General features: G+C 50.1%; 19 protein-coding genes. 10 read left to right on the top strand and 9 right to left on the bottom strand.

Annotated elements, in window-relative coordinates:
• Positions 1-7 precede the first annotated feature (7 nt).
• Entirely contained in the window at positions 8-1,600 is a 1,593-nt protein-coding gene (gene malX / locus ESM_RS0101800) for a PTS maltose transporter subunit IICB (RefSeq protein ID WP_000125487.1), read from the bottom strand.
• A gap of 174 nt (positions 1,601-1,774) precedes the next feature.
• Here malX and malI point away from each other — a divergent pair, with 174 nt between their 5' ends.
• The 6 genes from malI (at position 1,775) to uidC (ending at position 9,370) form a co-directional block, all read left to right on the top strand.
• Positions 1,775-2,803 (top strand): mal regulon transcriptional regulator MalI, encoded by a 1,029-nt coding sequence (gene malI / locus ESM_RS0101795; protein WP_000179491.1) that lies wholly within the window; start codon positions 1,775-1,777, stop codon positions 2,801-2,803.
• A gap of 113 nt (positions 2,804-2,916) precedes the next feature.
• On the top strand, positions 2,917-3,684 hold the full coding sequence (gene hdhA / locus ESM_RS0101790; protein WP_000483368.1) for a 7-alpha-hydroxysteroid dehydrogenase: 768 nt from the start codon (positions 2,917-2,919) through the stop codon (positions 3,682-3,684).
• A gap of 229 nt (positions 3,685-3,913) precedes the next feature.
• Positions 3,914-4,501 carry a DNA-binding transcriptional regulator UidR gene (uidR, locus tag ESM_RS0101785; protein WP_000369704.1) on the top strand — a complete coding sequence of 196 codons (588 nt, stop codon included), beginning with the start codon at positions 3,914-3,916 and terminating at the stop codon, positions 4,499-4,501.
• Positions 4,502-4,884: 383 nt separating this feature from the next.
• On the top strand, positions 4,885-6,696 hold the full coding sequence (uidA, locus tag ESM_RS0101780; protein WP_000945946.1) for a beta-glucuronidase: 1,812 nt from the start codon (positions 4,885-4,887) through the stop codon (positions 6,694-6,696).
• Positions 6,693-8,066, top strand: coding sequence for a glucuronide transporter (gene uidB / locus ESM_RS0101775; protein ID WP_001075870.1), 1,374 nt, complete (start codon positions 6,693-6,695; stop codon positions 8,064-8,066). The genes uidA and uidB overlap by 4 nt, the downstream gene beginning before the upstream one ends.
• A gap of 38 nt (positions 8,067-8,104) precedes the next feature.
• Complete coding sequence (gene uidC, locus ESM_RS0101770; protein ID WP_001227070.1) at positions 8,105-9,370, top strand: glucuronide uptake porin UidC; 1,266 nt, start codon at positions 8,105-8,107, stop codon at positions 9,368-9,370.
• Between the two features lie 42 nt (positions 9,371-9,412).
• Here uidC and ESM_RS0101765 read toward each other — a convergent pair whose 3' ends face one another.
• Together ESM_RS0101765 and manA are read right to left on the bottom strand one after the other, a co-directional pair.
• A complete protein-coding gene (locus tag ESM_RS0101765; protein ID WP_001043387.1) occupies positions 9,413-10,921 on the bottom strand; it encodes a YdgA family protein in 1,509 nt (502 codons plus the stop codon).
• A gap of 98 nt (positions 10,922-11,019) precedes the next feature.
• Complete coding sequence (gene manA / locus ESM_RS0101760) at positions 11,020-12,195, bottom strand: mannose-6-phosphate isomerase (RefSeq protein WP_001170632.1); 1,176 nt, start codon at positions 12,193-12,195, stop codon at positions 11,020-11,022.
• 198 nt (positions 12,196-12,393) lie between these two features.
• Here manA and fumB point away from each other — a divergent pair, with 198 nt between their 5' ends.
• Together fumB and fumC are read left to right on the top strand one after the other, a co-directional pair.
• Positions 12,394-14,040, top strand: coding sequence for a class I fumarate hydratase (gene fumB / locus ESM_RS0101755; RefSeq protein WP_000066630.1), 1,647 nt, complete (start codon positions 12,394-12,396; stop codon positions 14,038-14,040).
• A gap of 207 nt (positions 14,041-14,247) precedes the next feature.
• Positions 14,248-15,651 (top strand): class II fumarate hydratase, encoded by a 1,404-nt coding sequence (gene fumC, locus ESM_RS0101750; RefSeq protein WP_001099077.1) that lies wholly within the window; start codon positions 14,248-14,250, stop codon positions 15,649-15,651.
• Here fumC and tus read toward each other — a convergent pair.
• From tus to rstA, 3 genes are all read right to left on the bottom strand, one after another.
• Complete coding sequence (gene tus, locus ESM_RS0101745; protein WP_000135173.1) at positions 15,648-16,577, bottom strand: DNA replication terminus site-binding protein; 930 nt, start codon at positions 16,575-16,577, stop codon at positions 15,648-15,650. The genes fumC and tus overlap by 4 nt on opposite strands.
• A 74-nt stretch (positions 16,578-16,651) precedes the next feature.
• A complete protein-coding gene (gene rstB / locus ESM_RS0101740) occupies positions 16,652-17,953 on the bottom strand; it encodes a two-component system sensor histidine kinase RstB (RefSeq protein ID WP_000732531.1) in 1,302 nt (433 codons plus the stop codon).
• Between the two features lie 3 nt (positions 17,954-17,956).
• Positions 17,957-18,676: a two-component system response regulator RstA gene (gene rstA / locus ESM_RS0101735; RefSeq protein WP_001092496.1), complete on the bottom strand. Its 720-nt coding sequence runs from the start codon at positions 18,674-18,676 to the stop codon at positions 17,957-17,959.
• A gap of 128 nt (positions 18,677-18,804) precedes the next feature.
• Between rstA and ESM_RS0101730 the strand changes: the two genes are divergently transcribed.
• Complete coding sequence (locus ESM_RS0101730; protein WP_000524883.1) at positions 18,805-19,140, top strand: GlpM family protein; 336 nt, start codon at positions 18,805-18,807, stop codon at positions 19,138-19,140.
• Here ESM_RS0101730 and folM read toward each other — a convergent pair.
• The 3 genes from folM to ydgH all read right to left on the bottom strand — a co-directional run bounded on the left by folM (position 19,137) and on the right by ydgH (position 22,407).
• Entirely contained in the window at positions 19,137-19,859 is a 723-nt protein-coding gene (folM, locus tag ESM_RS0101725; RefSeq protein ID WP_000528572.1) for a dihydromonapterin reductase, read from the bottom strand. The two genes, ESM_RS0101730 and folM, sit on opposite strands and share 4 nt — an antisense overlap.
• Before the next feature lie 36 nt (positions 19,860-19,895).
• Positions 19,896-21,278: an amino acid permease gene (locus ESM_RS0101720; RefSeq protein WP_000412361.1), complete on the bottom strand. Its 1,383-nt coding sequence runs from the start codon at positions 21,276-21,278 to the stop codon at positions 19,896-19,898.
• Between the two features lie 184 nt (positions 21,279-21,462).
• Positions 21,463-22,407: a DUF1471 family protein YdgH gene (gene ydgH, locus ESM_RS0101715; protein ID WP_000769336.1), complete on the bottom strand. Its 945-nt coding sequence runs from the start codon at positions 22,405-22,407 to the stop codon at positions 21,463-21,465.
• Positions 22,408-22,929: 522 nt separating this feature from the next.
• Between ydgH and pntA the strand changes: the two genes are divergently transcribed.
• Complete coding sequence (gene pntA, locus ESM_RS0101710) at positions 22,930-24,462, top strand: Re/Si-specific NAD(P)(+) transhydrogenase subunit alpha (RefSeq protein ID WP_010375913.1); 1,533 nt, start codon at positions 22,930-22,932, stop codon at positions 24,460-24,462.
• The last annotated feature ends 3 nt before the right edge of the window (positions 24,463-24,465 follow it).

Here is a 24,465-nt window from a genome sequence, read left to right as displayed (position 1 = left end):
TTTATCCTTATGCCTGAACAGTGCGCATCAAACCGGCCATTTCATCTTTTACCGATTGAACTTGCGGCCCAATAACAACCTGCAGGTTATGTTGATTCAATTGAACTACGCCAATTGCCCGATTGTCCTTCAGCGCCTGCACATTCACAAGCGACATATCTTTCACAGACAAACGCAGGCGAGTAATACAGTTATCAAGGCTGACAATATTGTCGGCACCACCCAGGGCTTCGAGGATTGCCGGAACGTTGTAACCTGATTTACCCGGCGTACCGACAACGGCTTTTTCGATTGAGCTGGCGATTTCACTGTCGCGCCCCGGTGTTTTCAGATTGAAGCGGGTGATAGCGAAACGGAAGATGACGTAGTAAACAACAAACCAAATTGCCGCCACCACTGGCACCATGTACCACTTAGTCGACAGACCATGCAAAATACCGAATACCACAAAGTCGATGATATTACCGTCGGTATTACCGATGGTGACACCGAGAACGGACATGACAGTGAAGCCGAGGCCGGTTAACAGTGCGTGGATGACATACAGGACTGGCGCAACGAACAGGAACAGGAACTCCAGCGGTTCTGTGGTGCCGCCAACGATACAGGCGATCAGGCCAGAAATCAGCAGGCCTTTAATTTTATGGCGATTTTCCGGGCGTGCGCAGTGATACATGGCTAATGCCGCACCAGGCAGGCCGCCGAGGAAGGCAGGCATTTTTCCCTGGGAGAGGAAACGCGTAGCGCTTTCAGAGAAACCGTGTGTGGTCGGGCAGCTTAATTGCGCCTGGAAGATAGTCAGCGCGCCGCTTACGGTTTGACCGCAGACTTCCTGCGTGCCGCCCGCATCCGTAAAGCGAATTAATGCCACCAGAATGTGATGCAGACCAAACGGCAACAGCAGACGTTCGCCAGTACCAAACAGCATCGGTCCGAAATCGCCTGCGCTATTGATCATATGACCTAATCCACTAATGCCCATAGCAAATATCGGCCAGACTAACGGAATTACCAGACCGACAAGTCCCATCACCAGTGAGGAGATAATGGGCACGAAGCGGGTGCCGCCGAAGAACGCCAGCGCATCTGGCAGGCGGATATTATGGAAACGCTCATGCAGCATCCAGACAATGATACCGGCGATCACTGCACCGAGGATCCCGGTGTCGATCGACTGGATCCCAAGAATACTCTGGATATTATTGGCTTTCAGAACGGCTGCATCGGTGGTTGGTAGAATGCCTTTATTGGTCAACCAGAAGTTAACCGCAAGGTTCATGACCGCGTAACCGACAAAACCCGCGAATGCTGCAACACCTTTGTTTTCACGCGCCAGCCCGAGTGGGATTGCAATACAGAACATCACTGGCAGAAAGCTAAAAGCAAACGAGCCAACCTTACTCATCCAGGTAAAGATGGCCTGCAACACGGGGTTACCCAATGCCGGGATTAGGGTTATGACATCGTGGCTGCTAAGGGAACTGCCAATTCCGAGCATAATGCCGCAGAACGACAATAACGCCACGGGTAACATAAAGGTTTTGCCTAACTGCTGGAAGAATTCCCACAGCGTGACTTTCGGTGCTGCTTTCGCCGTCATAAAACGACTCCTTGTTGAGAACAGTCTGGATTCAATAAATTGCGCGAGAAGATAAAACGTTTTATCAAATTTTAGTGAGGCATAAATCACATTACGCAACGATAATAGCGGGTATAAGATAAATTAAAGGTAAAACGTTTTATCTGTCACATAATCAGGGAGTAGGTCATCTGCATGGCTACCGCCAAAAAAATCACCATTCATGATGTTGCGCTGGCTGCGGGCGTGTCAGTCAGTACCGTTTCGCTGGTGCTTAGTGGCAAAGGGCGAATATCTGCCGCCACGGGAGAACGGGTTAACGCGGCCATTGAAGAGTTAGGCTTTGTGCGAAATCGCCAGGCATCTGCGCTGCGCGGCGGGCAGAGTGGCGTAATTGGCTTAATTGTGCGCGACTTATCTTCGCCGTTTTACGCTGAATTAACGGCCGGGCTGACAGAGGCACTGGAAGCACAGGGGCGGATGGTTTTTTTGCTCCACGGCGGTAAAGATGGCGAGCAACTGGTCCAGCGATTTTCACTGCTACTGAATCAGGGTGTCGATGGTGTGGTGATTGCCGGTGCGGCAGGAAGCAGTGATGACCTGCGGCGCATGGCAGAAGAAAAAGACATCCCGGTGATTTTTGCATCCCGTGCCAGCTATCTTGAAGATGTGGATACTGTTCGCCCGGATAACATGCAGGCAGCGCAGTTATTGACGGAACACCTTATTCGCAATGGGCATCAGCGTATCGCCTGGCTGGGAGGGCAAAGTTCCTCTTTAACCCGCGCGGAACGAGTGGGTGGATATTGCGCAACACTATTAAAATTTGGTCTGCCGTTTCACAGCGATTGGGTACTGGAATGTTCTTCCAGCCAGAAGCTGGCTGCGGAAGCTATAACGGCGCTTTTGCGCCATAACCCGACCATCAGCGCGGTGGTGTGCTACAACGAAACCATTGCGATGGGCGCGTGGTTTGGTTTACTGAAAGCAGGGCGGCAAAGCGGCGAAAGCGGGGTCGATCGTTATTTTGAGCAACAGGTTTCATTAGCGGCATTTACTGATGTAACGCAAACTGCTCTTGATGATTTACCGATTGTCTGGGCCTGCACACCTGCGCGGGAACTGGGCTTTACGCTTGCCGATCGCATGATGCAAAAAATCAGTCACGAAGAGAATCACTCTCGAAATCTGATTATCCCCGCGCGGCTCATTACGGCGAAATAATCTCTCTTTATCTGCTATACCTGGTAGTGTCTTTTCCCCGAGGTTAATGATAAAAAATGTGGCACACAGGCGGTGCCTTTTAATTTATTTACTGAAGTTCACAGGAGGTTTATGTGTTTAATTCTGACAACCTGAGACTCGACGGAAAATGCGCCATCATCACCGGTGCGGGTGCTGGTATTGGTAAAGAAATTGCCATTACATTCGCGACAGCAGGTGCATCTGTGGTGGTCAGTGATATTAATGCCGATGCAGCAAATCATGTTGTTGATGAGATTCAACAGCTTGGTGGACAGGCATTTGCCTGGCGTTGTGATATTACTTCCGAACAGGAATTATCTGCTCTGGCAGACTTTGCCATCAGTAAGTTGGGCAAAGTGGATATTCTGGTTAACAACGCGGGTGGCGGTGGTCCTAAACCGTTTGATATGCCAATGGCGGATTTCCGCCGCGCTTATGAACTGAATGTGTTTTCTTTTTTCCATCTGTCACAACTCATTGCGCCAGAAATGGAAAAAAATGGCGGAGGCGTTATTCTGACTATCACTTCTATGGCTGCAGAAAATAAAAATAAAAACATGACTTCCTATGCGTCATCTAAAGCTGCGGCCAGTCATCTGGTGAGAAATATGGCATTTGATCTGGGTGAAAAAAATATTCGGGTGAATGGCATTGCGCCGGGGGCAATATTAACTGATGCTCTAAAATCCGTTATTACGCCAGAAATTGAACAAAAAATGTTGCAGCACACGCCAATCAGACGTCTGGGTCAACCGCAAGATATTGCTAACGCGGCGCTGTTTCTGTGTTCACCTGCTGCCAGTTGGATAAGCGGGCAAATACTCACCGTATCCGGCGGTGGGGTACAGGAGCTTAATTAATCGCTAGCAGGCCGGTAAACAACTGAGTGAGTGTTGTTTACCGGTACAGCGAGTTCAGCAGTGAAAAAACGCCAGAAAACTGGTAACCAGGTTATGTTCATTGGTTGACCAATTGTCGTGTAAATAGTAAACGAATCGGGTGTGCCTTCGCACTATTCAACAGCAATGATAGGCGCTCACCTGACAACGCGGTAAACTAGTTATTCATGCTAACTATATTGGTTTAACGATGGATAACATGCAGACTGAAGCACAACCGACACGGACCCGGATCCTCAATGCTGCCAGAGAGATTTTTTCAGAAAATGGATTTCACAGTGCCTCGATGAAAGCCATCTGTAAATCCTGCGGTATAAGTCCCGGGACGCTTTACCACCATTTCATTTCTAAAGAAGCCTTGATTCAGGCAATTATCCTCCAGGATCAGGAGAGGGCGCTGGCCCGCTTCCGGGACCCTATCGAAGGGATTCATTTTGTAGAATATATGGTCGAGTCGATAGTCTCCCTGACGCATGAAGCCTTTGCCCAGCGGGCGCTGGTGGTAGAGATTATGGCGGAAGGAATGCGTAATCCGCAGGTTGCCGCTATGCTCAGGAATAAGCATCTGACAATCACCGAATACATCGCCCAGCGTATGCGCGATGCCCAGCAAAAAGGTGAGATAAGTCCTGACATTAACACGGCGATGACCTCTCGTTTATTGCTGGATCTGACCTATGGCGTACTGGCCGACATTGAAGCCGAAGACCTGGCGGGTGACGCGTCATTTGCCCAGGGATTACGTGCGATGATAGGCGGTATTTTAACCGCATCCTGATATCTTCTTGCCGCGGGCCGGTGACCACTGCGTCCGCATTTAATGTCCTTAACAGCACCATACCAAAACGTTCTCGCCTGATCGCAAAATCCCGTTAACACATACACCACAACCATATGTCACGGAAATTTAGCGTTTTAAGTCACTCGAACGAGCGTTCGGTTGCTTATTTTGTAGCTTCTGTCAACGTTGTTTTAGAGATTAATGCGATCCATGTCACGCTGTGGGTATTGCAGTTTTTGGTTTTTTGATCGCGGTGTCAGTTCTTTTTATTTCCATTTCTCTTCCGTGGGTTTCTCACAGATAACTGTTTGCATTGCTTAATTGGTTAACTAATCAAATTAAAGGTTGACCAGTATTTTTATCTTAATGAGGAGTCCCTTATGTTACGTCCTGTAGAAACCCCAACCCGTGAAATCAAAAAACTCGACGGTCTGTGGGCATTCAGCCTGGATCGCGAAAACTGTGGAAATGATCAGCGTTGGTGGGAAAGCACGTTGCAAGAGAGTCGGGCGATTGCCGTACCAGGCAGTTTTAACGATCAGTTTGCTGATGCGGATATTCGTAATTATGTGGGCAATGTCTGGTATCAGCGCGAAGTCTTTATACCCAAAGGTTGGGCGGGCCAGCGTATCGTGCTGCGTTTCGATGCGGTCACTCATTACGGCAAAGTGTGGGTTAATAATCAGGAAGTGATGGAGCATCAGGGCGGCTATACGCCGTTTGAAGCCGATGTTACTCCATATGTGATTGCCGGAAAAAGTGTGCGTATCACCGTTTGTGTGAACAATGAGCTGAACTGGCAGACTATCCCGCCGGGAATGGTGATTACCGACGAAAACGGCAAGAAAAAGCAGTCTTATTTCCATGATTTCTTTAACTACGCCGGGATCCACCGCAGCGTAATGCTCTATACCACGCCGAACACCTGGGTGGATGATATCACCGTGGTGACGCATGTAGCGCAAGACTGCAACCACGCTTCCATTGACTGGCAGGTGGTGGCCAATGGTGATATCAGCGTCGAACTGCGTGATGCTGATCAGCAGGTTGTCGCAGCCGGACAAGGTCACAGCGGAACCTTGCAAGTGGTGAACCCGAATCTCTGGCAACCCGGTGATGGGTATCTCTATGAACTGTGCGTCACCGCAAAAAGCCAGACAGAGTGCGACATCTATCCACTGCGCGTCGGTATCCGCTCGGTGGCAGTAAAGGGTGAACAGTTCCTGATCAACCACAAATCGTTCTACTTCACTGGCTTTGGTCGTCATGAAGATGCGGATTTGCGTGGCAAGGGATTCGATAACGTGCTGATGGTGCACGATCACGCATTGATGGACTGGATTGGTGCCAACTCTTACCGCACCTCGCATTACCCTTACGCTGAAGAGATGCTCGACTGGGCTGACGAACATGGCATTGTGGTGATTGATGAAACTGCCGCCGTCGGCTTTAACCTTTCTTTAGGAATTGGTTTCGAAGCGGGCAACAAACCGAAAGAACTGTACAGCGAAGAGGCGGTCAATGGGGAAACCCAGCAGGCGCACTTACAGGCGATTAAAGAACTGATTGCGCGTGACAAAAACCACCCAAGCGTGGTGATGTGGAGCATTGCCAATGAACCAGATACCCGCCCGCAAGGTGCCCGGGAATATTTCGCGCCACTGGCAGAAGCAACGCGTAAACTCGACCCGACACGACCGATCACCTGCGTCAATGTGATGTTCTGCGACGCTCACACCGATACCATCAGCGATCTCTTTGATGTGCTGTGTCTGAACCGTTATTACGGCTGGTATGTCCAAAGCGGCGATCTGGAGACGGCAGAAAAGGTACTGGAAAAAGAACTGCTTGCGTGGCAGGAGAAACTGCATCAGCCGATTATCATCACCGAATACGGGGTGGATACGTTAGCCGGTCTGCACTCGATGTACACCGATATGTGGAGTGAAGAGTATCAGTGCGCGTGGCTGGATATGTATCACCGCGTCTTTGACCGCGTTAGTGCTGTCGTTGGTGAACAGGTATGGAACTTCGCTGATTTTGCGACTTCGCAGGGCATTCTGCGCGTTGGCGGTAACAAGAAAGGGATTTTCACTCGTGACCGCAAACCAAAATCGGCGGCTTTCTCGCTGCAAAAACGCTGGACTGGCATGAATTTCGGTGAAAAACCGCAGCAGGGAGGCAAAAAATGAATCAACAACTCTCATGGCGCACCATCGTCGGCTACAGCCTCGGTGACGTTGCCAATAACTTCGCCTTCGCCATGGGGGCGCTCTTCCTGTTGAGTTACTACACCGACGTCGCTGGCGTCGGTGCCGCTGCGGCGGGCACCATGCTATTACTGGTGCGGGTATTCGATGCTTTTGCTGACGTCTTCGCCGGACGGGTGGTAGACAGCGTAAATACCCGTTGGGGCAAATTCCGCCCCTTCTTGCTGTTCGGCACTGCACCGTTAATGATCTTCAGCGTGCTGGTTTTCTGGGTGCCGACCGACTGGAGTCATAGCAGCAAAGTGGTGTATGCATATTTGACTTATATGGGGCTGGGGCTTTGTTACAGCCTGGTCAATATACCTTATGGCTCACTGGCAACTGCCATGACCCAACAACCACAATCCCGCGCCCGTCTGGGCGCGGCTCGCGGGATTGCCGCTTCGCTGACCTTTGTCTGCCTGGCTTTTCTGATTGGCCCGAGCATTAAGCACTCCAGCCCGGAGGAGATGGTGTCGGTATACCATTTCTGGACGATTACCCTGGCGATTGCCGGGATGGTGCTTTACTTCATTTGCTTTAAATCGACGCGCGAGAATGTAGTGCGTATCGTGGCGCAGCCGTCATTGAAGATCAGCCTGCAAACGCTGAAACGGAATCGTCCGCTGTTTATGTTGTGCATCGGCGCGCTATGCGTGCTGATCTCGACCTTCGCGGTCAGTGCTTCGTCGTTGTTCTACGTGCGCTATGTACTGAATGATGCCGGGTTGTTTACTGTGCTGGTGTTGGTGCAAAACCTGGTCGGCACAGTGGCATCGGCACCGCTGGTGCCGGGAATGGTTGCCAGAATCGGTAAAAAGAATACCTTCCTGATTGGCGCTCTGCTGGGAACTTGTGGTTATTTGCTGTTCTTCTGGGTTTCAGTCTGGTCGCTGCCGGTGGCACTGATCGCGTTAGCCATCGCTTCAGTGGGTCAGGGCGTTACCATGACGGTGATGTGGGCGCTGGAGGCCGATACTGTAGAATATGGTGAATACCTGACCGGTGTACGCATTGAAGGGCTTACCTATTCATTATTCTCATTTACCCGAAAATGTGGACAGGCAATAGGGGGTTCAATTCCCGCCTTTATTTTGGGATTAAGCGGATATATTGCGAATCAGGCACAAACGCCGGAAGTTATTATGGGGATCCGCACATCAATTGCCTTAGTCCCTTGCGGATTTATGCTACTGGCATTCGTTATAATTTGGTTTTATCCGCTGACTGATAAAAAATTCAAAGAAATTGTGGTCGAAATTGATAATCGTAAAAAAATGCAGCAGCAATTAATCAGCGATATCACTAATTAATATCTTATAAAAATAATCAGAACATCAAAGGTGCAACTATGAGAAAAATAGTGGCCATGGCCGTTATTTCCCTGACGGCTGCCTCTGGCCTTACCTCCGCTTACTCTGCACAACTGGCTGACGATGAAGCGGGACTACGAATCAGACTGAAAAATGAATTGCGCCGGGCTGACAAGCCCAGTGCTGGCGCGGGAAGAGATATTTACGCATGGGTGCAAGGAGGATTGCTCGATTTTAATAGCGGTTATTACGCTAATATTATTGGCGTCGAAGGTGGAGCCTATTATGTTTATAAATTAGGTGCTCGTGCTGATATGAGTACCCGATGGTATCTTGATGGCGATAAAAGTTTTGGCTATGCATTGGGTGCGGTAAAAATAAAACCGAGTGAAAAGAGTTTACTTAAATTAGGTCGTTTCGGGACAGATTATAGTTATGGTAGTTTACCTTATCGTATTCCGTTAATTGCTGGCAGTTCGCAACGTACATTACCGACCGTTTCTGAAGGAGCATTAGGTTATTGGGCTTTAACGCCCAATATTGAACTGTGGGGAATGTGGCGCTCCCGGGTATTTTTATGGACTGATTCAACAACCGGTATCCGTGATGAAGGTGTTTATAACAGCCAGACCGGAAAATACGATAAACATCGCGCTCGTTCTTTTTTAGCTGCCAGTTGGCATGATGATACCAGCCGTTATTCTTTGGGGGCATCGGCACAGAAAGATGTTTCTAATCAGCTACAAACTATTTTTGAGAAAAGCATTTCGCTCGCCCAGGATTATGCGCTGAAAGGGGAGTTGCTCGGCTTTTATGCGCAACTGGAAGGCTTAAGTCGTAACACCAACCAGCCCAATGAAACGGCGCTGGTTAGCGGCCAACTGACGTGGAGCGCGCCGTGGGGAAGCGTGTTTGGTAGCGGTGGTTATCTGCGTCATGCGATGAACGGAGCCGTGGTGGACACCGATATTGGTTATCCTTTCTCGTTAAGTCTTGATCGTAACCGGGAAGGTATGCAGTCCTGGCAATTGGGTGTCAATTATCGTTTAACCCCGCAATTTACGCTGACATTGGCACCGATTGTGACTCGCGGCTATGAATCCAGTAAACGAGATGTGCGGATTGAAGGCGCAGGTATCTTAGGCGGTATGAACTATCGGGTCAGCGAAGGGCCGCTACAAGGGATGAATTTCTTTCTTGCAGCCGATAAAGGACGGGAAAAGCGCGATGGTAGTACGCTGGGCAATCGCCTGAATTACTGGGATGTGAAAATGAGTATTCAGTATGACTTTATGTTGAAGTGAAAAAACGCCGGAGAGAAAACTCTCCGGCGTTTTGGCTGTGAATTACTGTTGCGGGATGGCCGGTACAGCCGGAACGGTAAGTGCTGGCATCGCAAACATACCGACAAAATCTTCCAGCGACATTTTCTGACCATTCAACGTGATCTGACCGTTAGCATATTGCAGGCTGGTGGTGATGGCATTGTCCTGCAAGGTGGTCAGACGGAACATCTGGCCCATTGCTGATGCACCTTCAACTTGCTGTTTCGCCAGCTTTTTAGCTTGATCTTCCTGATAGCCTTCCAGCTTCGCCACCTGAGTCATCAGTTCGGTTGCCATATCGACCGGAATGGTCAGTTTTGCATCCAGAGATTTAACCGAGCGATCAACTTCCTGCGCCAGTGTTTGCGGCGCTTCTTTAGTCGCTGCCGGATCTTTCAGGAACAGCGACAAATTCAGCGCGCTTTCACCCTGACTGTTTTTCCAGCTTAACGGCGCAATCGTAATTACCGGATCGCCTTTTAACATCAGCGGCAGGGCGCTAAAGAAGGCTTCCGTCACTTTCTCCTGATAAAGTTCGGCATTGTTGGCAATCTCTGGCTGTGCCAGTAACGCCTGTGTTTGCGCGTTATATTGCTGGCTAAACTGATGCCAGGCTTCACCGTCAATCTGACCGACTTTTAAAGTCAGCTTGCCGCTGCCCAGATCCTGATTCTGTACCTTCAGGCTGTTTAGCGAGTAATCCAGTTGGCTATTGATCGTTTTACCGTCATTAACCAGGTCTGATTTACCACTGATCTCCATGCCTTCCAACAGAGCCAGTTCTTTGCCTTCCACTGAAATGGTCATTTTTTCCAGCGACAGTTTTTGGTTACCCACGCGCTCACCGAAACTTGCCAGCGTGCTGGAACCATCGGTTTTCAGATTATTAAAGGTCAACTGCACTTTCTGGTTGTATTCGTTAACTGCATCGACCCGACCGCTTTGCGCCTCCCCGGAAAGGGAGATGGCTTTACCGTCTCGGTCAGCATTTAACTGGAACTCACCGCCGCTAAAGGCGACTTTTTCATCTTTTTTCTCGTAATTCAGTGGCTTGAGCGAGATATCTGAACTGGAATCGCCGCTGTAACCGATGCGAGAGTTAATCTCAAAAGGTGTATCTCCTTTTGCCATATCAAACAGTGGCTTGCTCACAGCGTTATTGACCAGCGTGGTTTGAATCGACGCCATCGACGGGATCAAATTCAGTTTTTTAAGCTGGGCCAGAGGGAAGGGACCGTGGTCAACAGATTCATTGAAGATGACGCTCTGGCCACTTTTAATCCACGGATTTTCTTTCCCGGCGATGGGCTTCACCACTAATTGCAACTGGCTGCTGAACACGCCGCGATGATAGTTTTGATAACTCACTTCCAGGTTGGATTCAGGAGCTGTCAGTTTGAGTTGCGCGTTCGCCTGTGCGACCATGTCTTCGAGATGGGTTTCAATCTTCTTGCCTGTGTACCATGCGCCGCCTGTCCAGACTACGCCGAGCGCAACAATGACGCCTACCGCTACCAGCGATTTATTCATAATGATTATCCATAAATGAAATCAGGCGGACTGGCCGCCTGAAGTGTTATAAGCCTTTAATAAGCTTAGCAAGAGATGTTAATTATTTCAGTAAGCTCTTACAGCTTGTTGTAAACACGCGCTAAACGTCCGTGGCCTTTCACCGTCACCGGCGACTCATTGGCGGCAATAAATGCGGACTCACCCGGTTTAAGCGCTAACTGTTGAGAACCTTTACCCAGTGTTGCTTCGCCTTCAACGCAGAACAAAATGGCGGCACTTTGCTGGCTGATGGTAGTTTCTTCATCGCTAAGGTCATGCAGCGAGAAAGCAAAATCATCAACCGGAATCGGGAAGTCCAGCTCTGCACCTTGTTTCACCGGCTGGGTCAGCAACTGGCTGGCCGATTTGGCTTCAAACTTAACGTTGGCAACCAGCTCCGGAATATCAATATATTTTGGCGTCAGACCCGCACGCAGCACGTTATCGGAGTTCGCCATCACTTCCAGCGCCACGCCTTGCAGGTAGGCGTGTGGTGTTTCTGCGAACAGGAACATCGCTTCACCAGGGTTCAGTTTTACCACATTCAGTAACAGTGGGGAGAACAGGCCGCTGTCATCCGGGTAAAATTCAGCAATTAAACGAATCGTTTGCCACGGCTCACCCTGTTGGCTGTCGAGCGCCGATTTCAAAATCGCCAGCGCGCGGGATTTCTCTTCACCCTGCATATTCAACAGGCTGGCGAACAGTTCGCTTAAACGTTCGGCATTGGGCTGCTGTAAAAAATGAGCAATCGCCGGATGCGCGCCCGCGACGGGCTGGAGCAGGGAAACAATCTCGGAAAACTCACGAAACGCGTTCATCGCGAGGAAAGGGGTCAGGGCAAAAACCAGCTCTGGCTTGTGGTTAGGATCTTTATAGTTACGCTCGGCGGCATCCATTGGAATGCCGGCGGCATTTTCTTTGGCAAAACCGATTTCAGAATTGCGTTTATTTGGATGAACCTGAATGGAGAGCGGCTGGGCTGCGCATAACACTTTGAACAGGAAAGGCAGTTCGCCAAAGCGCCTGGCAACGGCATCTCCCAGCAGAGTTGATTTATCACCCTCAATCACATCACGCAGTGAAACGATATCTCCGGCGGCATTGTGCACACGTGAACTGCTCTTCGGATGTGCGCCCATCCACAATTCAGCCATCGGCTGGTTGGATGGATTTTCCATGCCATAAAGTTCAGTCAGTGCCGTTTTGCTTCCCCAGGCATAGTTTTGCACTGAGTTAATAAGTTTTTGCATGATCAATCCCTGTTTGAATGTGGAAATTAATCCCGCTATTAAAGCAAGAATCCTACGGGAAGTAACCTGGAGCCGCAAAAAGTCGTACTAGTCTCAGTTTTTGTTAAAAAAGTGTGTAGGATAATGTAACTCGCTTTTAACAGGGCAATGGAACACCCGCCCAGAGCATAACCAAACCAGGCAGTAAGTGAGAGAACAATGTCAAACAAACCCTTTCATTATCAGGCTCCTTTCCCACTCAAAAAAGATGATACCGAGTACTACCTGCTGACCAGCGAACACGTTAGCGTATCTGAATTTGAAGGGCAGGAGATTTTGAAAGTCGCGCCAGAAGCGTTAACTTTGTTGGCGCGTCAGGCGTTTCATGATGCGTCATTTATGCTGCGTCCGGCTCACCAGCAGCAAGTGGCCGATATCCTGCGCGACCCGGAAGCCAGCGAAAACGACAAATATGTGGCGCTGCAATTCCTGCGTAACTCCGACATCGCCGCAAAAGGCGTTCTGCCAACCTGCCAGGATACCGGCACCGCGATAATCGTCGGTAAAAAAGGGCAGCGTGTATGGACCGGTGGTGGTGATGAAGCGGCGCTGGCGCGCGGTGTCTATAACACCTATATCGAAGATAACCTGCGCTACTCGCAAAACGCAGCGCTGGATATGTATAAAGAGGTGAATACTGCCACCAACCTGCCAGCGCAGATCGATCTTTATGCTGTTGATGGCGACGAGTATAAATTCCTCTGTATCGCCAAAGGTGGCGGTTCAGCAAACAAGACGTATCTCTATCAGGAAACCAAAGCGTTACTGACGCCAGGGAAACTGAAAAATTATCTGGTTGAGAAAATGCGTACGCTGGGCACGGCGGCGTGTCCTCCGTATCACATTGCCTTCGTGATCGGTGGTACATCTGCGGAAACTAACCTTAAAACAGTAAAACTGGCTTCCGCTAAATACTATGACGAGCTGCCAACGGAAGGGAATGAGCACGGTCAGGCGTTCCGTGATGTGGAGCTGGAAAAAGAGTTGCTGATTGAAGCGCAAAATCTTGGTCTGGGGGCGCAGTTTGGCGGTAAATATTTTGCCCATGATATCCGCGTGATTCGTCTGCCACGCCACGGCGCATCCTGTCCGGTTGGTATGGGCGTTTCCTGTTCTGCTGACCGTAATATCAAAGCGAAAATCAATCGTCAGGGGATCTGGATCGAAAAACTGGAACATAATCCAGGCAAATATATCCCGGAAGAATTGCGTAAAGCAGGGGAAGGCGAAGCGGTGCGCGTTGACCTTAATCGTCCGATGAAAGAGATCCTCGCACAGTTGTCGCAGTATCCCGTTTCTACCCGCTTGTCGCTGAACGGCACGATTATTGTCGGTCGTGATATTGCCCACGCCAAACTGAAAGAGCGCATGGACAACGGCGAAGGGTTACCGCAATACATCAAAGATCACCCGATTTACTATGCTGGTCCGGCAAAAACGCCAGAAGGTTATGCCTCCGGCTCTCTTGGCCCAACGACCGCCGGACGGATGGATTCTTACGTCGATCAACTGCAAGCGCAGGGCGGCAGTATGATCATGCTGGCGAAGGGTAATCGCAGTCAGCAGGTGACCGATGCTTGTAAAAAACATGGTGGCTTTTACCTTGGCAGTATCGGCGGCCCGGCAGCAGTGCTGGCGCAGGGCAGTATTAAGAGCCTGGAATGTGTTGAATATCCGGAACTGGGTATGGAAGCTATCTGGAAAATTGAAGTGGAAGATTTCCCGGCATTTATCCTTGTTGATGATAAAGGGAATGACTTCTTCCAGCAGATTCAACTCACGCAGTGTACCCGCTGCGTGAAATAAGCGGGCGGATAAGGCGTTCACGCCGTATCCGGCATGAACAAAGCGTACTTTGCAAACAATCTGAGCCGCCCTTTACTTCGGGGCGGCTTTTTTACATGGCACGAAAGACCAAACATTTGTTACCAAATAGTAAATAATGAGTGAGCTAAAAGTTGCTTAACGAAAGCAAAACAGAAAAGAAAAAATTAATCAGGTGAGGAGCAGGCCATGAATACAGTACGCAGCGAAAAAGATTCGATGGGTGCGATCGATGTCCCGGCAGATAAGCTGTGGGGCGCACAAACTCAACGCTCGCTGGAGCATTTCCGTATTTCCACGGAGAAAATGCCCACCTCACTGATTCATGCGCTGGCGCTGACTAAGCGTGCAGCGGCAAAAGTTAACGAAGATTTAGGTTTACTCTCTGAAGAGAAAGCGAGTGCTATCCGTCAGGCAGCGGATGAAGTGCTGGCGGGACAGCATGACGATGAATTTCCGCTGGCTATCTGGCAGACGGGTTCCGGCACGCAAAGCAACATGAATATGAACGAAGTGCTGGCCAATCGGGCGAGCGAACTGCTCGGTGGCGTGCGCGGAATGGAACGTAAAATTCACCCTAACGACGACGTGAACAAAAGCCAAAGTTCAAATGATGTCTTTCCGACAGCAATGCACGTTGCGGCGCTGCTGGCGCTACGCAAGCAACTCATCCCGCAGCTTAAAACACTGACACAAACGCTGAATGAGAAATCGCGCGCATTTGCCGATATCGTCAAAATTGGTCGTACCCACTTGCAGGACGCCACGCCGCTGACACTGGGCCAGGAGATTTCCGGCTGGGTAGCGATGCTGGAGCATAATCTCAAACATATTGAATACAGCCTGCCGCATGTGGCGGAACTGGCGCTGGGCGGTACAGCGGTAGGGACGGGGCTGAATACCCATCCGGAATATGCCCGTCGCGTAGCGGATGAGCTTTCGGTAATTACCTGTGCGCCGTTTGTTACTGCTCCGAACAAATTTGAAGCACTGGCGACCTGCGATGCACTGGTTCAGGCTCATGGCGCGTTGAAAGGGCTGGCGGCGTCACTGATGAAAATTGCGAACGATGTCCGCTGGCTGGCTTCAGGCCCTCGCTGTGGCATTGGCGAAATCTCAATTCCGGAAAACGAGCCGGGCAGCTCAATCATGCCAGGGAAAGTGAACCCAACGCAGTGTGAAGCGTTAACCATGCTTTGCTGTCAGGTGATGGGAAACGACGTGGCGATCAACATCGGTGGCGCTTCCGGTAATTTCGAACTGAACGTCTTCCGCCCGATGGTGATCCACAATTTCCTGCAATCGGTGCGCTTACTGGCGGATGGCATGGAAAGTTTTAACAAACATTGTGCAGTGGGAATTGAGCCGAATCGTGAGCGAATCAATCAATTGCTCAATGAGTCGCTAATGCTGGTGACTGCGCTCAACACCCACATTGGCTATGACAAAGCCGCTGAGATCGCTAAAAAAGCACACAAAGAAGGGCTGACTTTAAAAGCCGCAGCCCTTGCGTTGGGGTATCTTAGCGAAGCCGAGTTTGATAGTTGGGTACGACCAGAACAGATGGTCGGCAGTATGAAAGTCGGGCGTTAATCTGCAACATACAGGTGCAGCCGTGGAATGATTAAGCGAAGCGGCTGCGCCTGGGGTTTGTAACGGTGCTGCACATTGTCGGCATCATAATTTAGCAGCTCGCCAACGTCCGGCACACCAGCACCATTATCCCGATTAACCAACGCGATAAGCGGCGTAGGGCAGGCATGTTGTACCTGTTTTTGATCTCCCTTATACCAGACACGGGCAATTGGCTGCACCTTCACCGGACGTTTGATTTTTAATTTCGCATCCTGCGGCAGGGCGGCGATATCCTGATACTCACGCTCCAGTTTTCCTTGCCACTCCTCGCGCGTCCACGGCGCGACGCTGCGTGGTGATTTCAGGCTTTTTTCCAGTTGAGCCAGTACTTCATCACGATGCAAATTCTTAATGATATGCTTATTCGCCCAGCCAAAACGTAAAGTGGCAGGATCGTGAAGAACCGTGAGCGTGCGGTAAGCGTTAAGGGTAATCAGTCCCGGCAAATGACGATGTACCCATTCAAAACGCGCCGCCGTGGGGAGTTCTGACTCAACCGTGACGATATGTTCAAAAGTGGTTTTGAGTTGATTGATGCGCTGAATATGACTTGCCAGCGCCGCTTGTGAAAGATTATCGACCTGATAACACAACACGCCAGGCAGACGAACAGCGGCCTTGCTGCTGCGGTTTTCGGACTGTTGCTGAATAAACAAATGGCGGAAATGACGTAGTGCCAGCGCCTGCGCCTCTTTGCCGAGATGTTGCTTAACTTCAATGCAATTCAGCGGATTATGCTCATCCGCTTTTTTGACTTCCGGTAAAGAGAACACGCGGGCAACCAGCAACTTGTGCTGCTCAAGCTCAGCGGCAAACGCGGCCAGTTCTTGCTCCATCTGACGAAAGGTAGTATTGAGTCGGTCAACGAGATCGTAACGAGCCATAAAATCACCACTTTAGTTACAACATACTTATTATATAACACAACGGCGGTAACTTGACCACCGTGCGCGTAATGTCAGGCAGAGGTAAATTGCGGGATGTTATGCCATAACGGCCAGCTAAACGAGAAGCGGGCACCACCCAGTTCGCTGGAGTCACAGTTAACCGTGCCGCCCATTGCCAGTGCAATAGAGTGGACAATCGCCAGTCCCAACCCACAACCGCCGGTTGAACGGTCACGGCTAGGATCGAGACGCACAAAGGGTTCAAAGACATGCTCGCGATCCTGTGGGGCTATTCCTGGCCCATCATCTTCGACAATTAATGTCGCTCTGTTTCCTGCCAGTAACAGGCTGGTTTCTACGGTTGAATGGCAGTAGCGCAGGGCGTTATTGATCAAGTTATCCAACACGCGCGCCATTAAGCGCATATCCAGCGCCGCATAATGACCTTGCATGAGCGTTTTTATCCGTACCGTTTTGTCGGGGTTAACAGCCTGGATATCGGCCAGATGTGTTGACAGCCATAACGGTAGGTCTGGCTCGCTAAGATGCAACTCATTTTGCGGGCGGTCTAATCGGGCATAGGTCAGCAGTTCTTCGATCAAGGCTTCCAGTTGGCTGATATCACGATTCAGAGCCTGAGACTCTGTTTCACTCAGGTTATCGCTCATCTCCAGCCGATAACGCAGGCGCACTAACGGCGTTCGCAGTTCGTGAGCAATCCCGTCGATAAGCTGTTTTTTGCTGGCAATTAATGCATTGATATTGTCCGCCATCTGGTTAAATGCTACGCCCAGTCGTTCAAAGCTCGAACCATCATCAAAGTGAATGCGTTCATTGAGATGGCCATCGCCAAATCGTTGCGCCGCTGCTTCCAGTTTTAACATGTCCTGCCAGTGCGGACGCATCCAGATAAACACTGGAAAGGCGAGAGAGATGGCAATAAAGGCAATCAGCGCGATATCCAACAAACGCATTTGATGGAGGTAATAGAGATAAGGAACGGGACCGACGGCCAGCACGTAGTGGCTGCGTGGGATGCGTTGCAAAAAAGTGTACTGATCATCCAGAGCAACAATCTCACCGCCACGCAGTCGGTGCATGGAAATTTCATCGAGATGATACTTACTCAAGGGTTCGACGCGCAGATCGAAAGAGAGATTTAAATCCATCTCCTTCAGCGTTTTTCCCCAGTCGTGCGGGGGGATCTCCCGCAACTCGCTACGCATCAGGTACAGCGAACTGTTCATCAAATCATCCAGCGACTGTTTGCCCGCGCGTTCGGCGGTAAATTTGTACACCAGTCCAACCAGCAGGGACATCACCAGAAAGCAGACAAACAGTAAAAGATAAAACTGGATAAACAGTTTTTTCATCGCTCATTCCCATGCATGGGGCGCAAAAAGATAGCCTTTGTTACGCACAGTTTTAATACGATACGGTTCAGCAGCGTTATCGAGCAGTTTTTTTCTTAACCGCGAAATAGCCACGTCCACGCTACGATCCAGACCGTCATAACTGACGCCGCGTAAATTTCGCAACAACGCATCGCGATCCATAATTTGCCCCGCATGAGTGGCTAATTCCCAGAGCAGTTCGAAATCGGCGGTAGAGAGTGAAATCTCAGTGTTAGCAAGGGTGACTACGCGGTTAATAGGGTCGATGGTCAACGTGCCGAAATGCAATGCTTTGTAGGGCGTCAGAGGCGTTTCCTGAATGCCTTTGGTCAGCGTCGCTTGCTCATTCTGACGCAAATGTAAACGTAGCCGAGCCAGCAGAACTGCAGGAGGAGTCGTTTTGAGAATATAGTCGCAGGCACCCATTTCCAGCGCCAGAATGTGGTTCATATCACTGTCGAGGGAGGTCAGCAGAACGATTGGTCCGGACCACTTAGAACCTAAATCGCGACAGATAGTCATGCCGTCTTTGCCTGGTAGCATGATATCGAGTAGCACCAGATCCGGATTTTCCCGCAGGATCGTTTCTTCTGCATGGTCGCCGCGAGGTTCTATGGTTACCTGCATATCATGTTTCGCCAGGTATGCGGCAATCAGTGAACCAACTTCTGCGTCATCTTCCACAAATACGATAGTGTTCATATTATTCACGGTAGATATAAAAACGTCACAATACACTGCACCGTTTTTACTTACTATCAATCGTTTCTAAACAAGTTTGCATCAGGTATTCTACTAAGGACTTGTTATGGAAGTGTTAAGGTAAAAAGATGGGGCTGGTAATCAAAGCCGCGCTTGGTGCGCTGGTGGTGGTGTTGATTGGTGTATTAGCAAAAACGAAAAATTACTACATAGCCGGGCTGATCCCGCTTTTCCCAACCTTTGCGCTCATCGCGCATTATATTGTTGCCAGCGAACGCGGCATTGAAGCCTTACGCGCAACCATCATTTTCAGTATGTGGTCGATCATTCCTTATTTTATTTATCTGGCGTCGCTGTGGTATTTCACTGGAATCATGCGCTTGCCCGCGGCTTTTGTAGGTTCTGTGGTGTGCTGGGGACTAAGCGCATGGGTGCTGATTATTTGCTGGATGAAACTGCATTAACGCAGATGTCGACCTCCATCAAGCGGGAAACTGCGCCCGGTAACAAAGCAACTGGTGAGCAAGTAATCGACCAGATCGATCACCTCTTTCTCGCCAGGCGCGGTTTTCATCAGCGATTTATTCAGCGCCTGTTGGCGATATTCAGCATCATCATGTTCATTAAACAGGATCAGCGACGGTGCAATAGAATTTACTTTCACTTCCGGTGCCAGCTTGCGGGCAAATGAGCGGGTCATATTATCCAGGGCTGCTTTGCTTGCTGCATAGGCGATATGGTTGTCGCTGCCTCGTTCCACCACATAATCGGTGAAGTGAATAATATCGCTGGCGGCGTGCCCGTGACCACGCAGTAATCTTTCCAGAGCGTGGTTAAGAAGGTATGGGGTATTAACGTGGATTTGCATCATGCAGGCCAGCACGTCAGCCAGTGGCGTACCTGGTTTTTCTGCCATCCACGCGCTGGCATTGTGCAAAATGGCACGCAGGCCGTGGGTGCTTTTTAATACTTTATCGGCAAACGCCATCACGCCATCATTCGTCGAAAAATCAGCCTGAATACACTGTGCTCCCGCCTGAATCAGGCTATCAATGGCAGGATAGTGCGTCCGATAGCTGACAATCACCGGTTGCTTTTGATTAATGAAATGCCAGGCGAGGGCGAGGCCGATGCGACGGCCTCCGCCAGTGATTAATATTGGCAAGGGCTGGGTATTACCCATCGTTATCTCCTTTGCTATCCAACGATGGGACGAACGTTATCCCACCAGCATCCAGGTCGCCGGAACTGCGGCAATTAACAGCATGCCAATCAGTACCATTTCCTGACGATTCAGAACATTATCATGTGTATGCGTTTTACGCGCGTACAGGAATACCAGCAACCCCGGCGCATACAGAACGACGGACAACAACAGGTGCATTGGACCAGAGGCGTACAATAACCATAAGCCATAAATGCAGGCACCGACACCTACCGCTTTATGCAGCGGGCGGGTTGCGATTTTCAGCAAGAACGCGCCAACAAGGAAATAGGGCACCAGAATCATTTCTGAGGCAATGGTTAGCAACGTGTTGTAATCGGAACCGGTCAGCCAGATTAGCACCAGACAAATTTGCACGCAGATGTTGGTCAGCCACAGCGAGGCGGATGGCGCAGCCTGTGCGTTCTGGCGGGCAAAAATGCGCGGGAATGCTTTATGGGTCGCTGCCAGGAAGGGGACTTCTGCCGCCATAATGGTCCAACTTAAATATGCGCCACAAACGGAAACGATCAATCCGGCAGCGATGATAATCTCGCCCCACGGCCCCATCATTTTCACCATCAGGCCCGCCATAGACGGGTTACGAATTTCCGCCAGTTCAGGACGCGCAACCACGCCCAGCGAAAGCAGAGTGACCAGTAAATAAACGCCCAGCGCGGAAAGTACCGCCAGGAGTGTCGCTTTGCCGACATCATGTTTATTACGCGCACGCGCAGAAACCACCACCGCACCTTCCACACCAATGAATACCCACAGGGTGATCAGCATGGTGTTTTTCACCTGTTCCCACACCGGTACACCAAGTGCAAGGCCAGAGAAGTCGAGTCTGAAGGTGTCCAGTTTGAACATCATCAGCGCCAGTACAATAAACAGTCCCAATGGTAACAATTTTGCCAGCGTTGCCACCAGGTTAATGCTGGCAGCGGTCTGTACACCGCGCAGGATCAAAAAGTGAACAATCCACAAAAGTGCGGATGCACCGACGATCGATTGCCAGGTGTTGCCATCGCCAAACAGGCGCAGTTCCGGCGTATCGGTGAAGAAACTCAATGCAGAAAAGACGATCACCAGATAGGAGACGTTAGCGATAACCGCGCACAGCCAATATCCCCATGCGGAGCAGAAACCAATGAGTTCGCCAAAACCTTCACGAGCATAGGTAAAGATGCCGCCGTCAAGATCGGGACGAATGCGTGTCAGGATCAGCATGGCAAAGGCGAGTAATAAAATGCCAGCGCCAGTAATGCCCCAACCGATGAGCAGTGCTGCCGGGCTGGCAACCGCGGCCATATTTTGTGGCAGACTGAAAACACCTGCGCCCAGCATTGAGCTTAATACCAGCGCGGTGAGTGCGCTCAGTCCCAGTTTCTTTTCCATCGATATCCAGTGTTTAAAAGGTGTTCAAAAGAATAAATATTAGGGCAGGACGCATAAAAATGGTGTTTGCCACTGAAGCGCGGGATTTTACGAAGAGATGTGTCTGCATGCAATGGTCACGGGGAAATTTGTGACTAAAAATGCTAAAGGCGGCATAAAGCCGCCTCATTGGGATACTGAATAGTTATTTATACAGGTCTGCGCTGATAGTCAGATTATTACCACGTTCCTGCCACTGGCGGGTGATGTGGTAATACTTCGCACCTTTCTTCGCGGCACGTTTAGCAACCTGGTAGGAGACTTCGGTCATGTTACCGTAGTTACCTGAGAACTTAATGCTGTCGAACGGCACCATCATCGCTGCGGTTGCCTTGTTCAGTTCTTCGACTTTAGTGCCGCCAGGAAGCGTGACAGTGTAACGTCCGCCTTTTGAGGACTGAGTTTCGAAGAAACGACCAACTTCGGAACTTGGTGATGCGGTAGTGGCAACACCCGGGATTTCAACTTTCTTCGCGGCTTCGCCACCGGCAGCCAGGGCTGCACGTCCGGCTTCGGAGTCTGCCGGGATCACATCCGGGCTTTGGACTACACGTTTCTTAGCATCTTTTTTATAGATGAACGCTGTAATGCGTTGGTTACCGCCCTGGTTGGCATCGATTTGGCGAACGATGTAGAAAGAGTATGCGCCTTTTGCTTTCGCCGCTTTGGTGATGGCGTCATTCACTTCCGGTTGGCTACGGTAGAAGCCCTGGACGGTGACAGTGTCAAACGGCTCAATCAGAACGGCCTGGTCTTTTGGCAGTTCAACCACACCGTTAATCACGCGATTTTTTTCGGTTTCTGCTTTTTCAGCATCAGACTTATAGAGATCGGCAACCACTCGCCAGTTACCGCTGTTACCGAAATCTGACGTGTCGACAACATAAAAGGAGGCTGCACCTTCTTTATCAGCACGACGGGAAACGGCTTTCACCGCCTCGCCAATGGCATTGAAACGTCCGGTAACCACTACACGATCAAAAGGTTTAACCGCTGCCGCTTGCTCCGGTGTCAGTTCTGTTGCTGCGTTAACGGAGAATGCCGTAGCAGAAAGCAGTGCCGACGCCAGGAGGGTGTTCTTAAGCTTCATAAAAATAATCCTTCGCCTTGCGCAAACCAGGTACTGGTATTGTTATTAACGAGAAACGTGGCTGATTATTGCATTTAAACGGTGTAACTGTCTGCGTGATTTTTCATATCAGACTTCCTGATTTGATTTTAAACCTGATCGAATAACCATCTGTGATTAAAAAGTAACCGTAGCAACATACAACGGCTGAAACGGCTGAATTGTATAAGTTAATTTAATGTTAAGTGACAGTTTGCACCGGGGTGATCTCATGTTTTACCTGGCTATTGGAGACAATTATCGCCCTTTATCCGTTGTTCTATGGTGTTTATCTCACTATCAAGGCTGAATCGTTAATATTTTTCGAGTTAACGCCGAAATAGTGATTTTTGGCGCTAGATCGCAAGCATTATTTTCAGTACGTTATAGGGCGTTTGTTACTAATTTATTTTAACGGAGTAACATTTAGCTCGTATATGAGCGGCTTGTGTGGTTCCTGACACAGGCAAACCATCATCAATAAAACCGATGGAAGGGAATATCATGCGAATTGGAATACCAAGAGAACGGTTAACCAATGAAACCCGTGTTGCAGCAACGCCCAAAACAGTGGAGCAGTTGCTGAAACTGGGTTTTACCGTCGCGGTAGAGAGCGGCGCGGGTCAACTGGCAAGTTTTGACGATAAAGCGTTTGTGCAAGCGGGCGCTGAAATAGTAGAAGGGAATAACGTCTGGCAGTCAGATATCATTCTGAAGGTCAATGCGCCGTTAGATGATGAAATTGCGTTACTGAATCCAGGAACAACGCTGGTGAGTTTTATCTGGCCTGCGCTGAATCCGGAGCTAATGCAAAAGCTTGCGGAACGTAACGTCACCGTGATGGCGATGGACTCCGTACCGCGTATCTCACGCGCGCAATCACTGGACGCGTTAAGTTCGATGGCGAACATCGCCGGCTATCGCGCCATTGTTGAGGCGGCGCATGAGTTTGGGCGTTTCTTTACCGGGCAAATCACCGCGGCAGGTAAAGTGCCTCCGGCAAAAGTGATGGTGATTGGTGCGGGTGTTGCGGGTCTCGCGGCCATTGGTGCGGCAAACAGTCTCGGTGCGATTGTGCGTGCGTTTGATACCCGCCCGGAAGTGAAAGAACAAGTTCAAAGTATGGGCGCGGAATTCCTCGAACTGGATTTCAAAGAGGAAGCAGGCAGCGGCGATGGCTATGCCAAAGTGATGTCGGAAGCGTTCATCAAGGCAGAAATGGAACTCTTTGCTGCGCAGGCAAAAGAGGTCGATATCATTGTGACCACCGCGCTTATTCCAGGTAAACCGGCACCGAAACTGATTACCCGCGAAATGGTTGACTCCATGAAGTCGGGCAGTGTGATTGTCGATCTGGCCGCACAAAACGGCGGTAACTGTGAATACACCGTGCCGGGTGAAATCTTCACTACGGAAAATGGCGTCAAAGTGATTGGTTATACCGATCTTCCGGGGCGTCTGCCAACACAATCCTCACAGCTTTACGGCACCAACCTTGTCAATCTGCTGAAGCTGTTGTGCAAGGAGAAAGACGGCAACATTACTGTTGATTTTGATGATGTAGTGATTCGCGGCGTGACCGTGATTCGTGCTGGCGAAATTACCTGGCCGGCACCGCCGATTCAGGTTTCAGCCCAGCCACAGACGACACAGAAAGCCGCACCGGAAGTCAAAGCGGAGGAAAAATGCACCTGTTCACCGTGGCGTAAATACGCCCTGATGGCGTTGGCAATCATCCTCTTCGGTTGGCTGGCAAATGTTGCACCAAAAGAGTTCCTCGGGCATTTCACCGTGTTCGCGCTGGCGTGCGTTGTGGGCTATTACGTGGTGTGGAATGTATCGCACGCGCTACATACGCCGCTGATGTCGGTCACCAACGCGATTTCAGGGATTATTGTTGTCGGAGCACTGTTGCAGATTGGCCAGGGCGGCTGGGTTAGCTTCCTTAGTTTTATCGCGGTGCTTATAGCCAGCATTAATATTTTCGGTGGCTTCACCGTGACTCAGCGTATGCTGAAAATGTTCCGCAAAAACTAAGGG

It is taken from the genome of Escherichia sp. TW09308, from assembly GCF_000208565.1.
Classification (GTDB): Bacteria; Pseudomonadota; Gammaproteobacteria; order Enterobacterales; family Enterobacteriaceae; genus Escherichia; species Escherichia marmotae.
This window is presented reverse-complemented; position numbering and strand designations above follow the sequence as displayed.